Raw genomic sequence first — 16860 nt, 5'->3', positions numbered from 1 at the left:
AGAATATAACCCGATGAACGCCATAGAATTCACCCGAAACCTAGCCGATACATACAGATACATTCTTTATTGTCAGGATAAACATACCATCCCATTGAAAGAAGAACTTGACTTCCTTAATACTTACATTCTGCTTCAGAAAGTACGTTTGGGGGATTGCCTCGCTATCGACAACCGGATTGACGACAAATATTGGGATGTACCTATTCCGCCTTTAACTCTGCAACTGCTGATAGAAAACGTCATCAAGCACAATGTAATCAGCATCAGTAAACCGATGAAGGTCTGCCTGACAACAGAAATGCTTAATAATGAAATCTGGCTCAGTGTTTCCAATCCGATAAAACTTAAACAGGGAGTCATCTCTTCGGGAAAAGGCCTCATGAATCTTTCCCAACGCTATAAATTATTGTGCAACAGAGAACTTATTATCGAAAACGACGAGGATAAATTTATTATAAAAGTACCTTTGCTATATGAATAAAATAAAAGCTGTAATTATAGAAGACGAATTCCCGGCAGCCCGTCTGCTGAACAGAATGATCCAGAAAGTACGGCCGGAATGGGAGATTACCGTACTTCCCGGCACCATAGAAGGAGCTGTCAGCTGGTTCAAGGAGAATCCGCATCCGGACATTATATTCCTGGACATACAATTGAATGACGGCATTTCCTTTCTTTTCATCGAGCAGGCTCAGCCTAAAAGCATGATCGTCTTCACTACTGCTTACGACGAATATGCCGTACGTGCCTTTACGGTGAACAGCATTGATTATTTATTAAAACCGATTCATGAAGAAAGACTGCTGGATTCCATCTGCAAATTCGAACGCCTGTCGCCCTCTGCTCCGGAGAGCCAGAACTACAACATCGAGCAGCTTTTAAAATCTTTCATGGAGAAAAAAGAGAAACAATACCGTACCCGCTTTCTGATCTCCGGAAATAAACAATGTTATCTCATTCAGGTTACAGATATCGCCTACTTCTATTCAGAAGAGAAAGTTACATTTGCCGTTACCAGAGACCACAAGTCACATGTCCTGGATTTTCCGCTAAACAAGCTGGAAGACCAACTGGATCCTCAGACCTTCTTTCGGGCAAACAGGCAATATATTCTTTCTGCCGATTCCATCAGAAGTATCCAGAACCACTTCAACGGAAAAGCCGTTATCCGCATAGAACCTTCTCCCCAGGATCCCGTCTATATCAGCCGGGACAAGGTTCCTTTGCTCAAACTTTGGCTGAACAAATAATAAAAAAAGACACAGAAACGATATTTCGGTTCACATCTTCCGTTTCTGTGTCTTTCCCATAATTATTCAGACAGCTTTCCTTCTGTATTCTTTACAAGTGTCAATACGGCATTGCCTTCAGCATCCTGCAAGATGATAACACCGTTCTCACCTGCCGCAAAACTTCTCACCTGATCAATAGCTTTCAGAATCTTTCCTTCCAGTTCCATGTTCGGACCAGCCATCATGGTTGAAATCATCTGTGAAAAGCGCAAAGAAGCAGGCTGGCCTTCTTCCTGTGAGAAGCCGCCGTTAATGAGATTGCATCCGGCATTTCCGTGTACCCGCATTTCTGCAGTATCAAAAGCCAGGAAAGGAACTTTATCCTCCTTGCCTACAACAACCTCTGCACCGTCCACTGTAGCAATCTTCCATTCACCTGCCAGATCAGCCAGTGACAATACCTTTTGCTCACGTTTCTGCAAGATCACCAGTTCCTTACCTTCAGCATCGGTTAACGCAACTCCGGCTTCGGTTCCAGTATATCCGGCTACTTTGTTCAAGGCTTCCGTTACTACACGTTCTGTTTCCATATCCGGACACATCATACGGGTCATACCCATCTGGGTCAATTTGATTTTACCTGCATTTACAGAATCCAGTTCAAAAGCACCCATCATTCGGTTGCATCCGGCATTACCATAAATGCGTTTTCCTTCCATATCAAAACCAATAAACGGATCAGAATCTCCAGAAAGTTGCTGACCATTCACTTCCACAATATTCCATTCTCCAGAAAGATCGACGGCAACTGCATTCTTTCCAGAACCACAACTAGCCATCATCAGGGCAGCACAAACCACTGCCACACTTGAAAACATTTTCTTCATATAACTTTCGTTTTGATTATACTTTCCTTTGCAAAAATACAGAGATATTCCATTTACTGCATCAGGTTTGGAAAAATTTCTTATCTTTGCATACTGAACGGTAACGTTTACCGGGCATAAAAAGTTCAACTAAATAAATGAGTAAAGTATTGATTATCGGTGCAGGCGGTGTAGGTACCGTTGTTGCACACAAAGTGGCTCAACATCCTGAAGTATTCACTGAGGTGATGATTGCCAGCCGTACCCAGTCAAAATGTGACGCGATTGTGAAAGCAATCGGCAACCCGAACATCAAGACCGCTAAAGTTGATGCAGACAATGTGGATGAACTGGTGACTTTATTCAACAGTTTTAAACCTGAAATCGTTATCAACGTAGCTCTTCCTTATCAGGACCTGACAATCATGGAAGCCTGTCTGAAAGCGGGAGTGAATTATCTGGATACAGCCAATTATGAGCCGAAAGATGAAGCTCACTTTGAATACAGCTGGCAGTGGGCCTATAAGAAACGCTTCGAAGAAGCCGGACTGACAGCCATTCTGGGATGTGGATTCGACCCGGGAGTAAGCGGAGTATATACCGCATATGCAGCAAAACATCATTTCGACGAAATTCAATATCTCGACATTGTAGACTGCAATGCAGGTAACCACCATAAAGCTTTTGCAACCAACTTCAATCCGGAAATCAACATCCGTGAGATTACACAGAACGGACGTTATTATGAAAACGGCCAGTGGATTACAACCCAGCCGCTGGAGTTCCATAAGGCTCTGACCTATCCGAATATCGGTCCGCGCGACTCTTACCTGCTGTATCACGAAGAACTGGAATCACTTGTCAAGAACTATCCGACTATCAAGCGTGCACGCTTCTGGATGACTTTCGGACAAGAATACCTGACTCACCTGCGTGTGATCCAGAACATCGGTATGGCCAGCATCGAACCAATCAACTATAATGGTATGGAAATCGTTCCGCTTCAGTTCCTGAAAGCCGTATTGCCTAATCCGCAGGATCTGGGTGAAAACTACGAAGGAGAGACTTCCATCGGTTGCCGTATCCGGGGTATCAAGGACGGAAAAGAACGTACTTATTATGTTTATAACAACTGTTCTCACCAGGCCGCTTACCAGGAAACCGGTATGCAGGGCGTAAGCTATACAACCGGTGTTCCGGCCATGATCGGAGCCATGATGTATCTGAAAGGCCTTTGGAAACGTCCGGGTGTATGGAATGTGGAAGAATTCGATCCGGATCCATTCATGGACGAACTGAACAAGAACGGATTGCCATGGCACGAAGTGTTCGACGGCGATCTCGAACTGTAATTCATCAATAGACATCTGGAAATTGGGAACCGGAAAAGGAAGTCAGGATTCTCTTTTTCGGCTCTCAATTTCCTTTTTTATAGAGTTCCCCATCATTTTTACTTATGAATATAGGAGACAAAGCACCTGAGTTTTTAGGACTCAACGAAAAAGGAGAAGAAATCCGTCTGAGCAACTATAAAGGACGGAAAATCGTACTTTACTTCTATCCGAAAGACATGACCTCAGGATGTACAGCCCAGGCATGTAACCTGCGCGACAATTACGAAGAATTACGTAAACAGGGATACGAAGTAATTGGTGTCAGCATCAATGACCAAAAATCGCATCAGAAATTTATCGAGAAAAATTCATTGCCGTTTACACTCATTGCCGATACCGAGCAGAAACTGGTACAGGAATTTGGCGTATGGGGCGAAAAGAGCATGTATGGAAGAAAGTACATGGGCACCTTCCGTACAACCTTTATTATCAACGAAGAAGGAATCATTGAACGGATCATTTTGCCTAAGGAAATCAAGACCAAGGATCATGCCGCACAGATTCTGAAATAAGAAATATAAATTAAAAGACTACAGACAATGGCAAAAAAAGACGAACTCGAATTTGAAGGAGGAGTGGAAAGCAGCACTCCGAAACCCAATAACAGCGAAAAACTGAAAGCACTGCAGGCTGCCATGGACAAGATAGAGAAAAGTTTCGGAAAAGGCTCTATCATGAAAATGGGAGACGATCATGTGCAGGAAGTGGAAGTGATCCCCACCGGTTCCATTGCATTGAATGCAGCACTGGGAGTTGGCGGATATCCCAAAGGACGTATCATTGAAATCTATGGTCCGGAATCATCCGGTAAAACCACACTGGCCATTCATGCCATTGCGGAAGCTCAAAAAGCCGGAGGTATCGCCGCATTCATTGATGCAGAACATGCTTTCGACCGTTTCTATGCGGCCAAACTGGGAGTAGATATCGACAATCTCTGGATCTCACAGCCGGATAACGGAGAACAGGCTCTGGAAATCGCAGAACAGCTGATCCGTTCATCGGCTATCGACATTATCGTGATCGACTCGGTAGCCGCACTGACTCCGAAAGCTGAAATCGAAGGCGACATGGGTGACAACAGAGTAGGTTTACAGGCGAGACTGATGTCGCAAGCTCTTCGTAAACTGACTTCGGCCATCAGCAAAACCAATACCACCTGTATCTTCATCAATCAGTTGCGTGAGAAAATCGGTGTCATGTTCGGCAATCCGGAAACAACCACCGGCGGTAACGCCCTGAAATTCTATGCTTCCGTACGTCTGGACATCCGGCGTGCCAACCAGCTGAAAGACGGAGAAGAAGTGATCGGTAACCAGGTACGCGTGAAAGTAGTAAAGAACAAAGTTGCTCCTCCTTTCCGCAAAGCTGAATTCGACATCATGTTTGGTGAAGGTATTTCCCGCAGCGGCGAAATCATCGATCTGGGTGCTGAACTGGGCATCATCAAGAAGAGCGGTTCCTGGTACAGTTACAACGATACCAAACTGGGACAAGGCCGCGATGCTGCCAAACAATGCATTCAGGACAATCCGGAACTTGCAGAAGAGTTGGAAGGACTTATTTTCAACGCTTTGAAAGATAAAGAATAAAGAGATAAAAAAGATAGTGGTGTCCAATCGGGCACCACTACTTTTTTGAAAAACATTTTAACCAACCACGTTCAGCTGGCCATCCTTCCATTCCAGCGTATAAGCCTTTCCGGCTTCCGTCTGAAACTTCAGTTCCTTTCCTTTATAAAGAATGTGACAAGGCAAACCCGAACCGGAATGAACGACAGCACGTTTCAGGTTGTTGTCTTCCCAATAAAGATCCAATACAAAATTACCGCGCGCCCGGACACCGGTCAGCTTACCGTCATGCCATACATCAGGCAGTGCCGGCAACAACTGGATAAATCCGGCATGGCTCTGCAGCAACATCTCAGTTACTCCGGCCGTACCTCCGAAATTTCCATCAATCTGGAAGGGCGGATGACTGTCCCAGAGGTTGTCATTCGTTCCATTCTTTAGCAGGTTTCCATACAAGGTATACGCCCGGTTACCATCCTGAAGCCGGGCCCACTGATTCAGTTTCCAGCCCATACTCCAGCCCGTAGCTCCATCACCGCGATGTTCCAGTACGACACGTGCCGCCTTCGCCAGCTTTGGAGTCGTTACCGGAGAAATCGTATGTCCCGGATGCAGAGCGAAAAGATGATTGACATGCCGGTGCTCATCGAACGGATCGTCGATATCTTTCGACCATTCCATCAGCTGTCCATATCGTCCGATCTGGTACGGAGGCATTCCCTGAAGAACTTCCTCCCAACGGGCACGTTCCTGCTCATCAACGTTCAGTGTCCGGCTTGCTTCAATGGCATCAAGCAGAATTTCACGGATTACGGCATGTGAGAATGTAGCTCCCTGATCTATCGGACCATGTTCGGGTGAAGTGGAAGGAGCGGCCGTATAGGTTCCGTCCGGCTTGTGCCACAAATAATCAACCGAGAAGTCAGCAGCTCCCTTGATCAGGTCGTAACCTACCGTGCGCAGGAATTCCAGATCGCGCGTGTAGTCATAATAATTCCACACATGAGTTGCCAGCCAGGGACCGGCCACCGGTGAAAAGTTCCATGACATATCCTTGTCACGCAAAGGAGTCGTGAATCCAAATATATTGGAAGAAATGGAAGTGGTCCATCCCCGTGCACCGAAATAAGCCCGTGCCGTTTCCTTACCCGGTTTCACCTGCATACGGATGAAGTCAATTAAAGGCTGTTCGCACTCAGACAGGTTAGTCGGACAGGCCGGCCAGTAATTCATCTGCACATTTATATTATTGTGATAATCCACTCTCCATGGACCGTCGACATTATTATGCCACATACCTTGCAGGTTGGCAGGAAGATTTCCCGGCCGTGAACTGGCTATCAGCAGGTAACGTCCGAACTGATAGTAGAGCGACTCCAGTGAATAGTCTGGAGCTCCCGTACGGTAACGTTCCAGTCTGCGGGGAGTCGGAAGCGTCATGCCTCCCTTCTGGTCGGGATTAAGTTCCAGCTGTGTCCGGCCGAACAGGGCAGCATAGTCCGTATAATGTTCACCCAACAGTTCTGCATACGACAAAGATGCAGCCTGCTTCATCCATTCACGGGTGGTTCGCAACGGATCAACTCCCACATAAGTTTTGGGATCCTTAAAGTCCGGATCAAAATTAATCTGATAATCCGTATCAGCCGTGATCAGGAAATAAACTTCGTCCGCACCTTCCACATGGATATTTCCCTGACGGTCGGTCCATACTTTTCCTCCCTCGGCAACGGCTTTCGCACGAACGACATAGTGCATCTGGTTATTGTCCAGACGGGCGTCGAAACAGAATCCATCACGGTTTTCTGCCTTGAACTTTCCATGTGAGAGAGGATTCGGAGTATAATTCAGGACAAGATTCTGACGCTTTTCCTGATCGGCCGTAAACCGTACGACCATCACGTTGTGAGGATAAGACGTAAAGAAATCACGCCGATAATGCACTCCTTCCTGTTCAAAACGTACCGTCACCAGAGCCGAGTCAAGCAACAGAGAACGTGAATATCCGGAATATTTCTGCTCATCAAGTCCTGTCTGAATCCGGAATTCTCCGCAAGAAGTAAAACTTCCGAAACGGAAAGGCTCTTCCGCATCCGCTTCATAGGGTACTTCACTGTTAAAATTGTCCTGCGTAAGCTGGGTTGCTTTTTCCACATTTCCGTCGGCAAAAGCCTGACGGATATCTTTCAGGACATGAGCAGACTCTTTGTTCACATTCCAATAAGAAGCCGCATTCTTAACCGTACGCGGACCTCCCCGCCACAACGTTTTCTCATTAAACGTGAAACGTTCCACCGACACTGAGCCCATAATATTGGCACCGATACTGCCGTTTCCCACCGGAAGCGACGTATGTTCCCAGGCACGGTCTTTATTCGCTCCAAAACTGCCGGCTGTAACAGGAACCTCTCCGTCTCCCCAAACCGGTACCGAAACCGATGGATTGGGAGTGTCAAACCAGATAACCTGTCCGCTCTTTTGCGCAAACAGGGAGCCCGGCAAAGCACAAGACGCCCATAAGAGGGCACCCCAACAAATTAGTCTTTTTCTTTTCATAAACTACGTTTGCTTCTACAAACTCCAACACTATTTTATAAACAAAATGCTTTCTGTCAGTAACACCTGTTCTAAATCTGCGCTAAGATATAAAAGTTTTAGAATACATCCACTCTAAATATACCGAAAAAAGCCTCGCCACGTTTTTAAAAAAGACTTCGACGTTTTAATGCATTTGACGAAACGTTTAAATCAATTCGCCGAAACGTTTTTTTAAAAGCTCCAAGCCTTCCAGACACCCGGCTGAAAACGTGCAGTCGATGAGGCTGAATTATGCGGTCGTTAGGGCTCAATCGTGCGGTCGTTGAAGCCCAATCGTGCGGTCGATTCAGGAAGCCCTCAATCTACAAAATCGGAAGATTATCGGTCCATTTTTGTCCAATTCTTTTTTTTTAACTAACTTAGCGGCGTCTTTCTGTCAGACCAAACCTATTTATTCATTTTTAAATTGTATGAAAACCACTTTGAATCTAACCTCAAAAAATTGGCTTTGCGGACTCGGAATAGCCTGCATTGCTTTTGCATCATGCTCTACTCCCGTGGCAGAAAAAACCATGGAGTGCAGCAACACAATCAAAATTGAAGAAACGGATACTCCGGAACAGATCATCGAAAAGGCAGCACACGTTGTGCCTACCCCGAACCAGTTGAATGCCCTGAAAAATGAATTCATCGCTTTCATCCACATGGGACCCAATACATTTACCCGTATGGAATGGGGAAGCGGAAAAGAAGATCCGAAAATTTTCGATCTGAAAGAACTGGACACCGACCAGTGGTGTGAAGCCATGAAGGCTGCAGGCATCAAGATGGTTATCCTCACAGTCAAGCATCATGACGGATTCGTTCTCTGGCAAAGCCGCTATACGGATCACGGTATCATGTCTACCGGATTCCGCGACGGAAAAGGCGATATTCTGAAAGATCTTTCAGCTTCCTGCCAGAAGTTCGGACTGAAACTGGGTGTCTATCTGTCACCGGCTGACTTGTTTCAGATCGAAAATCCGAAAGGACTTTACGGAAACCTGAGCAAATATACCAAACGGACCATCCCGCGGGAAGTACCCGGAAGACCGTTTGCCAACAAGACCAAGTTTGAATTCGAACTGGACGACTATAATGAATATTTCATGAACCAGCTTTTCGAAATCCTGACAGAATATGGTCCTATCTATGAAGTATGGTTCGACGGTGCACACCCCAAGACCAAAGGCGGACAGAAGTATAACTACGCAGCATGGAAGCAACTGATTCACACACTTGCTCCGGAAGCTGTTATCTTCGGACGTGAAGACGTACGCTGGTGCGGTAACGAATCGGGAGGAACCCGCGAAACGGAATGGAACGTTGTTCCTTATCCGCAGTCACCTGACACGGCTACCGTATTCCCCGACATGACAGCACAGGATCTGGGAAGTCGCGAACAGCTCTACAAAGCCAAGTATCTGCACTATCAGCAGGCTGAAACCAATACTTCCATACGTGAAGGATGGTTCTACCGCGACGATACACATCAGAAGGTAAGAAGCGCTGATGATGTATTCGATATCTACGAAAGAGCTGTCGGTGGCAACTCTACATTCCTGCTCAATATTCCGCCCAACAGAGACGGACGCTTCTCGGATAAAGACGTCGAAGTGCTGCATGAAGTAGGTAAACGGATTCAGGATACTTATTCTGTAAACCTGCTGGCTGACAGCAAGGGTGCGAAGGAATTGCTGGACAATGACCTGAATACATACGTTGCCGTACCGGCTGGTGAAAAGGGAACTGTCTTCTCACTGAAAGAACCTGTCACCATCAACCGTGTGGTTCTTCAGGAAAATGTCGGTGAATACAGTGAACGCGTGGAAGAACATGCCGTAGATGCATGGGTAGACGGACAGTGGAAAGAAATCGCCAAAGCTACCAACATCGGTTACAAACGTATTCTCCGCTTCCCGGATGTTACAACCGACAAAATACGTGTACGCGTCCTGCAGTCACGTCTGACTCCGGCCATTGCAACGGTTTCTGCACACTACTATGCTTCACGTCCGCCAAGACTGGAAATTACCAGAAGCATCGACGGAAAAGTCAACATCCAGGCCCGTAAGCAGGACTTTAACTGGAAGGCTCACGGTGAAGACGTTGCTGCCAACCTGAATGCAGGATTCAAGATCCATTATACAACAGACGGAAGCGAACCGGATGTCAACTCACCGGAATTCAAGGAACCGTTCAGCATGGATCGCGGAGAAATCAAGGCTGTATCTATCCTTCACGGAGACAAAGGCGAAGTATGCCACGAACAACTGGGATACATCAAGCAAAACTGGAAAGTAACAGCAACAGGATCTGCAGCCGACAAGCATGAAGCCCAATTGGCAGCCGATGAAAATCCGGCTACGTACTGGAAGGCTAACGGAACCAATGCAGCCATTACCATTGATCTGGGCAAGGAATGTGAACTGGCAGGATTTGCTTACACTCCTCAGACAGAAAACTCAGACGGCATGATGGCCAAAGGAATCCTGAAAACAAGCAGTGACGGCAAGAGCTGGAAAGAGGCAGGAAGATTTGAGTTCGGTAACCTCATCAACGACCCGACCAAACGCTATTACTACCTCAAAGATAAGGTGAATGCCCGCTATGTCAGAATCGAAACCACTGAAGTTGCAGCCGGAAACAAGTCGGTAGCAGCTGCAGAAGTAGATTTATTCTGATAAAACAGCATCCCTGATACTCAGGCAGAAATTAGGTGAATCAGAAAACTTTTCGTTTAAGACTCTGAAAAAGACAAAAAAATCTACTATATTTACAAACTTTCTTTCGGGAAAGTGTAGTAGTAACCTAAACGAAAAGACATAACCATGAAACTGATTCACTTAATTTCTGCCTTTTGTTTTTGCTGCTGTGCACTCACAGCACTGGCTCAGAAATCAACTTCCACCCTGCCCTTCCGGTTTGCAACAAAAGCTGAAGCTCAGATGCTGATCACTGACATTGACGAATATACCAACCGATGGAATCAATTCGATATCTGTGCAAGACTGCAAAAACCGGACGGAAGAAAGTCTGAACTCCTGCGGCTGGGAATGAATGAAACCCGCAACTGGAGCGACCAGGAAAAAGAAATGATCACAAAGGTCATGAACGGACTCAGCGAAAAACTGCGCAAACAGAAAGTATCCCTCCAATATCCCTCGGAAATCATCCTGCTGAAGACTTCAATGAAAGAAGAAGGAAACATTCCGGCCTACACACGGAAAAACTGGATTGCCGTCGGCGAAAAAGCGCTGGAAAAAGCTTCGGCAGAAGAACTGGAACGGCTGATGGCCAACGAGGTATTTCACATCCTGAGCCGCAATAATCCGGAATTCCGGAAAGCGATGTATGCTGTTATCGGGTTTAAGGTAGCCCAACACGAGATCCTGTTACCCATAGATGTGCAGGAAAAACGTATCTCCAATCCGGACTTTTATACCTACGATTCATACGCTCCTTTTACCATCAACGGGGAAAAAGAAGAGTGTACAATGATCATCTATACAGACCGGAATTATGAAGGCGGAGAATTAAGCCAGTATCTGAAAGTAGGACTGGTTCCGCTGGATGAAGCCTTAATCCCCAAGCAAAAAGACGGAAAGGCCATCATTTACTCCATCGATCAGGCTGAAGACTTCCATACGCTGGTGGGACAGAACACTCCTTACACCACCAATCCGGAAGAAATCATGGCTGAGAATTTCGCCCTTGCCATAACAGGGAAAAAGAATGTTCCCAATCCGGAACTGCTCCAGAAGACCATGGAGGCCCTGAAAAATCTCAAATAATTTAAATAAAACACCGGCTGAACGAAAGTAACCCTTTTGCCGGATTCCATAGAAAACGAACGGGAGATGAAAAACGACGATCCTCATCTCCCGTTGTTTTTCAGCCTGACAGTTGCAGACTGTATTATTTGTTCCGCTTATAATCTTTCACCAGAGCTTCAGTAATCCAATTGGCCAAAGCCTGACGGTTGTTAGGAATCACCAGACGTTTCTGATCCTGTGCATTCTGAATGTTTCCGACTTCAAGAAATGCAGCTACCGGAGCCGTATTGCGAAGCACATACAGATTGCGTTCACTGACTGAACCATCAAAGCCGCGGTTCGGCTGGTGCTGTCTGTATTTGCTCTGAAATGTTCTTTGCAGCTCACGGGTCAGTACTCTTCCCTTACTGCTTCCGGGTGCATGATAGAAGAACACATCTGTCTGGTTACGCCGAGAACGGCTGTCCACATGAATGAAGATGGCTCTTTTATACCGGCCTTTATCCTTTCGATAAAGCGCATTCACGGCATCACAGCGCTGTTTCAGACGGGCAACCTGATTCAGCGGAATCGCTTTTCCCATACAGGTTTCACGTTTGCTGTTTTTTAAGATGGCCTGATTGCGGATACCATCCTTTGCGTCTTGAATAATAAAGTGAACCTTGGCTCCCCGCTTCATCAGTTCCCGTCCCAGACGAAGAATGATGTCATAGGCATATTCATCTTCATGCAACTCATGGCCCTGATATTTTCCGATACATCCGGGATCCGGACCACCATGACCGCTTACAAGATAAAAAGTCGCTCCCTTCAACGAACTGGAGGTCACTTTATAAGCAGCCTGAGCCTTTCCAAACAACGGCTCATATCCCGGCTTTCTCTCCTTCTTTGCATTCAAAGGAAGCGCCAGCAGAAAAAGAAGCCATATTGTCAATAATCCAAATCTCATCGTTTACTTTTCCAACAGTTCATCAATCTTCCGGCACAAAGAAGCAAACTCTTCTTCATTATACAAACGGGTCATCATGACGATTTTTCCGGTTTCATCAATCAGGACATTACGGGTAATTCCGGCGTTTCTCTCCGCATAACGGGCAAAAATATCAGCTCCCGGATCCAGTCCCAGCGGATAGGTAATCTTCGTCTGCGAGGCAAAAGCCTTGACACGCTCCAACGGTTCATCACGGTCTATTCCATACAAGGCAAACTTTGAGTTGTCCTTGTGCTTCTGCCAGATATCCTTCTCAATAAAAGGCATCTCTTTCCGGCATACTCCACACCAGCTGGCTGTAAACTGCAACATAACCACTTTTCCGCGCAGTGAAGACAGCTTCACTTGTGTTCCGTCTGTCAAAGTCATTTCAAAGTCAGGGGCCATATCACCCACCTTCACGATATATCCGGCTGCATCGGCATCCGGCTGTTGCGAACAGGCTTGCGGTGTTCCGGCGAAAAGGAATCCAGCCATAGCCAGTGCAACGGTAAAGAATTTACTCCACTTTTTCATACTTTCTTGAACTTTTACAATAAAAAGGCACGGATTACACGGAGCGGTGCAGAGAACTCTCTCTCCATACCAATCCGTGAAATCCGTGCTCTAAATAGGTTTCTTATAGATCATCCGCTTTTTACAACGGCATGTTACCATGTTTCTTAGGAGGATTGCTCTGGCTCTTGTTCTGAGTCATTTCCAAAGCCTGAATCAGTTTGAAGCGAGTATCCTTCGGCAAAATAATCTCATCGATATATCCCTGCTCGGCTGCACGATAAGGATTAGAGAATTTTTCCTTGTATTCTTCTACAGCCTTTGCCTTTTCTTCCGGAGTAGCCTTGCGGTAAAGGATGTTCACTGCTCCGTCTGCTCCCATAACGGCAATCTCGGCAGTCGGATAAGAGAAGTTCACATCTGAACCGATCGGTTTACTGTTCATAACGATATAAGCACCACCATAAGCCTTACGGGTAATTACCGTAATCTTAGGAACTGTAGCCTCAGCATAAGCATAAACAATCTTCGCTCCATGACGGATGATACCGTTATGTTCCTGTGTACATCCGGGCAAGAAGCCGGGAACATCTTCAAATGTCACGATTGGAATATTGAAGCAGTCGCAGAAACGGATGAAACGTGAAGCCTTGTCTGAAGCATCAATATCAAGAACACCTGCCAGATAAGCGGGCTGGTTGGCAACGATACCCACAGAACGTCCACCCAAACGGGCAAAACCTACTACAATATTTTTAGCGAAGTGAGGCATTACTTCGAAGAAATAGTGGTTATCCACTACCGGTTCAATGATATTCTTGATGTCGTAAGGCATGTTCGGATCATCAGGAATCACGCTCATCAAAGATTCATCAGCGCGGCGGATATCATCTGAACAAGGCTGAACCGGAGCATCTTCCATGTTATTGGACGGCAGGAAGCTCAGCAATTCACGGATGCTCATCAAAGTTTCTTCTTCAGTGTCACACAGGAAATGAGTTACACCGCTCTTGCTGCTGTGTGTATAAGCACCTCCCAGTTCTTCTTTGTCAACTTCTTCGTGAGTTACGGCCTTCACAACATCCGGACCGGTAATAAACATGTGACTCTTTTCCTTTACCATAAAAATAAAGTCAGTCAACGCCGGAGAGTAGCATGCACCACCGGCACACGGACCCAGAATGGCTGAGATCTGAGGAATTACTCCCGATGCAATCGTATTCTGGTAGAAGATAGATGCATAACCGGAAATACTTCCTACACCTTCCTGAATACGGGCACCTCCCGAGTCATTCAAAGCAATCACCGGAGCACCGTTCTTCAGCGCCAGCTGCTGTACTTTGACAATCTTCTGTGCACCTGTAGCACTCAAAGTTCCGCCATAAACGGTAAAATCGTATGCATATACATACACCAGACGACCGTCGATTTTTCCATAACCGCATACAATGCCGTCACCCGGTATGTGTTTCTTGTCCATACCGAAATCAGAGCAATGATGAATTACAAATTTATCCAGTTCATTGAATGTTCCCTTGTCGAGAAGCATATCAATACGTTCACGGGCAGTCATGTGACCATTGGCATGCTGCTTTTCTACACGCTCAATACCTCCACCCTGAGAAGCCAGTTTATCCAGCTCTTCAAACTTTTTATATTGTTCTGCTACTGTCATAATTAATCTTCTTCTTTAATAACGTCAAGAGTCATAATCACCTGGTTGCTGTTTACGGAGTCTCCTTCATTAACCAGAATTTCTTTTACGACACACTCACTGTTTACCTTATAATTACTCTGCATCTTCATGGCTTCAATCACAACAACGATATCACCAGCCTGCAGACGATCGCCTGCCTTAACCGGAATCTTAACGACTTTACCCGGCATCGGAGAAACGATCTTATCCTGTTGTTTTTCATCAGCTCCCTTACGCATACGCAAGTATTTTGCCTGAGAGTCGATGATGTCAATATTATATGACTGATAATGAGCATTAACAGTGTAGCTCTTTCCACCTTCTTTACGGATCAGTTCCGCATTGAATGACTTACCGTCATGCAGAATAGAGCAGCTTCCGTTTTCTGCCATTACAATATCTACATCGTAAGGAGTGCCGTCAATTGTCAACTGCACTTTATTACCATCCTTGCTGACCAAGGTTACATCTGCAACTCTGTCACCGATATGTATTTCCATAAAAGTTCTTTCGTCAGTTAAACATTAAATACGCAACACACCTTTCTGAAGGCCAAACTCACGCCAGCGGCTGATCGGACGGTTATCAGAAGAAGCAGACTTGTTCTCTTCCAGGTTCATCAGATAATCGATATAGGCAGCAATCATAGCGATATTTTCTGTTTCTTCTTCCTTCTTACCGGCCCATTCCTTCAGCATATCCTGATGCTTCGGAATAAACAAGGTATTATAATGTCCTTCAACAAAATCAGGTACATGCATGATGTGACGCAAATAGCTGATGTTAGTCTTCAAACCTGTAATCTTATATTCATAAAGCACACGACGCATACGTTCGATGGCAAACTGACGGGTAGTTGCCCATACAATCAGCTTACCGATCATCGGGTCGTAATAGATAGGAATTTCATATCCTTCGTATACTGCACTGTCAATACGGACACCGATACCGTTCGGTTCCATCAGCTGACGAAGAATACCAGGTGAAGGCATAAAGTTGTTATCTGTATCTTCGGCACAGATACGGCACTCAATGGCATGACCACGCTGCTTCAGATCTTCCTGCTTAAAATGCAACGGTTCATTGTTAGCTACACGAATCTGTTCTTTTACCAGGTCAACACCAACGACTTCTTCAGTAATAGGATGTTCTACCTGAAGACGGGTATTCATTTCAAGGAAATAGAAATTACGATGCTTGTCTACCAGGAATTCAATGGTTCCGGCTCCTTTGTAGTTAACAGCTTTAGCAGCAGCAACTGCAGCCTCTCCCATTTTCTGACGCAATTCCGGAGTAACGAAAGGAGAAGGTGTTTCTTCTACTATTTTCTGGTTACGGCGCTGAATAGAACATTCACGTTCAAACAAATGAACAGCATTGCCATAATTATCTCCCAGAATCTGGAACTCAATATGATGAGGTTCTTCAACAAACTTCTCCAGATAAACGGTATCATCGCCAAATGAAGACATTGATTCTGAACGAGCTGTATTATATGCCTCTTCCACTTCATCGACGTTGTGGATAAGACGCATACCTTTTCCACCGCCACCCATTGAAGCTTTCAGCATCACAGGATAACCGATCCGATTACAGATTTCCTTTGCTTCTTCTACACTCTGCAGAGGTTGTTCCGTTCCGGGAACGACAGGTACTCCAGCCGCAATCATGTGTTTACGAGCGGAAATCTTATCCCCCATCGCATCCATAGTTTCAGGATCAGGACCAATAAAGATGATTCCTTCCTGCTTGCAACGACGTGCAAACTCAGAATTTTCAGATAAGAAACCATATCCCGGATGAATTGCATCCGCGCCATGACGTTTGGCTGCCATGATAATCTTATCGATATTCAGATAACTTTCACGAGATGCTGCCGGACCAATCAGGCAGGCTTCGTCTGCATAAAGAACGTGGCGTGCTGTTCGGTCTGCCTCAGAAAAGACTGCCACAGAACGGATGCCCATCTCACGACAAGAGCGCATTACACGAACTGCTATTTCACCACGGTTAGCGATCAATACTTTCTGTATCATGCTTTACGTTTTAGTTATATTCTTCACTCGTTTGTCCACCCACACTCATGCAGCAAGAGGACGATCTATACATGGAAACTATGCTTAAGAGTATTAGCACACGATTCCTAAAACTGTGCAAAATTAGAAAAAAAAGAGCAATACCCGTTATTTAAGGTGTTTTTTTTGTTCATTATATGATTTTTAGTATAAAGTAAGATGTAAAAATACAATACTTCGGTAA

At 45.5% G+C, this 16860-nt stretch carries 14 protein-coding genes; 7 read left to right on the top strand and 7 right to left on the bottom strand.

Going from position 1 to position 16860, the window contains the following annotated elements; all coding sequences use genetic code 11:
- On the top strand, positions 1-484 hold a 484-nt coding region (locus tag BACCOPRO_RS13095), incomplete at its 5' end, for a sensor histidine kinase (RefSeq protein ID WP_008144433.1).
- Entirely contained in the window at positions 477-1253 is a 777-nt protein-coding gene (locus BACCOPRO_RS13090; RefSeq protein WP_008144432.1) for a LytR/AlgR family response regulator transcription factor, read from the top strand. The genes BACCOPRO_RS13095 and BACCOPRO_RS13090, both read left to right, overlap by 8 nt.
- Positions 1254-1315: 62 nt before the next feature.
- Here the strand turns inward: BACCOPRO_RS13090 and BACCOPRO_RS13085 are convergent, their stop codons facing one another.
- Positions 1316-2122, bottom strand: coding sequence for an META domain-containing protein (locus BACCOPRO_RS13085; protein WP_008144430.1), 807 nt, complete (start codon positions 2120-2122; stop codon positions 1316-1318).
- 137 nt (positions 2123-2259) lie between these two features.
- On the opposite strand from BACCOPRO_RS13085, the gene BACCOPRO_RS13080 reads away from it, so the two are divergent.
- The 3 genes from BACCOPRO_RS13080 to recA all read left to right on the top strand — a co-directional run bounded on the left by BACCOPRO_RS13080 (position 2260) and on the right by recA (position 5087).
- Positions 2260-3453 (top strand): saccharopine dehydrogenase family protein, encoded by a 1194-nt coding sequence (locus BACCOPRO_RS13080; protein WP_008144428.1) that lies wholly within the window; start codon positions 2260-2262, stop codon positions 3451-3453.
- A 104-nt stretch (positions 3454-3557) separates the two neighbouring features.
- On the top strand, positions 3558-4007 hold the full coding sequence (bcp, locus tag BACCOPRO_RS13075) for a thioredoxin-dependent thiol peroxidase (RefSeq protein ID WP_008144426.1): 450 nt from the start codon (positions 3558-3560) through the stop codon (positions 4005-4007).
- A gap of 27 nt (positions 4008-4034) precedes the next feature.
- Positions 4035-5087, top strand: coding sequence for a recombinase RecA (gene recA, locus BACCOPRO_RS13070; RefSeq protein WP_008144425.1), 1053 nt, complete (start codon positions 4035-4037; stop codon positions 5085-5087).
- Between the two features lie 57 nt (positions 5088-5144).
- Here the strand turns inward: recA and BACCOPRO_RS13065 are convergent, their stop codons facing one another.
- Positions 5145-7622 carry a glycoside hydrolase family 95 protein gene (locus tag BACCOPRO_RS13065; protein ID WP_008144424.1) on the bottom strand — a complete coding sequence of 826 codons (2478 nt, stop codon included), beginning with the start codon at positions 7620-7622 and terminating at the stop codon, positions 5145-5147.
- Positions 7623-8176: 554 nt separating this feature from the next.
- Between BACCOPRO_RS13065 and BACCOPRO_RS13060 the strand changes: the two genes are divergently transcribed.
- Positions 8177-10327 carry an alpha-L-fucosidase gene (locus BACCOPRO_RS13060; protein WP_008144422.1) on the top strand — a complete coding sequence of 717 codons (2151 nt, stop codon included), beginning with the start codon at positions 8177-8179 and terminating at the stop codon, positions 10325-10327.
- Between the two features lie 147 nt (positions 10328-10474).
- Entirely contained in the window at positions 10475-11437 is a 963-nt protein-coding gene (locus BACCOPRO_RS13055; protein WP_008144421.1) for a hypothetical protein, read from the top strand.
- A gap of 124 nt (positions 11438-11561) precedes the next feature.
- On the opposite strand, the gene BACCOPRO_RS13050 is transcribed toward BACCOPRO_RS13055, so the two are convergent.
- From BACCOPRO_RS13050 to accC, 5 genes are all read right to left on the bottom strand, one after another.
- Positions 11562-12368: an N-acetylmuramoyl-L-alanine amidase family protein gene (locus BACCOPRO_RS13050; protein ID WP_008144420.1), complete on the bottom strand. Its 807-nt coding sequence runs from the start codon at positions 12366-12368 to the stop codon at positions 11562-11564.
- Between the two features lie 3 nt (positions 12369-12371).
- Complete coding sequence (locus BACCOPRO_RS13045; RefSeq protein ID WP_118400142.1) at positions 12372-12887, bottom strand: TlpA family protein disulfide reductase; 516 nt, start codon at positions 12885-12887, stop codon at positions 12372-12374.
- A gap of 160 nt (positions 12888-13047) precedes the next feature.
- Positions 13048-14580, bottom strand: coding sequence for an acyl-CoA carboxylase subunit beta (locus BACCOPRO_RS13040; RefSeq protein WP_008144418.1), 1533 nt, complete (start codon positions 14578-14580; stop codon positions 13048-13050).
- Between the two features lie 2 nt (positions 14581-14582).
- The gene (locus BACCOPRO_RS13035; protein ID WP_008144417.1) at positions 14583-15101 is read right to left on the bottom strand and encodes an acyl-CoA carboxylase biotin carboxyl carrier protein subunit; all 519 of its coding nucleotides are present in this window, start codon (positions 15099-15101) and stop codon (positions 14583-14585) included.
- 24 nt (positions 15102-15125) lie between these two features.
- Entirely contained in the window at positions 15126-16637 is a 1512-nt protein-coding gene (gene accC, locus BACCOPRO_RS13030; RefSeq protein WP_008144416.1) for an acetyl-CoA carboxylase biotin carboxylase subunit, read from the bottom strand.
- Between the last annotated feature and the right edge of the window lie 223 nt (positions 16638-16860).

The organism is Phocaeicola coprophilus DSM 18228 = JCM 13818 (assembly GCF_000157915.1).
GTDB lineage: Bacteria > Bacteroidota > Bacteroidia > Bacteroidales > Bacteroidaceae > Phocaeicola > Phocaeicola coprophilus.
This window is presented reverse-complemented; position numbering and strand designations above follow the sequence as displayed.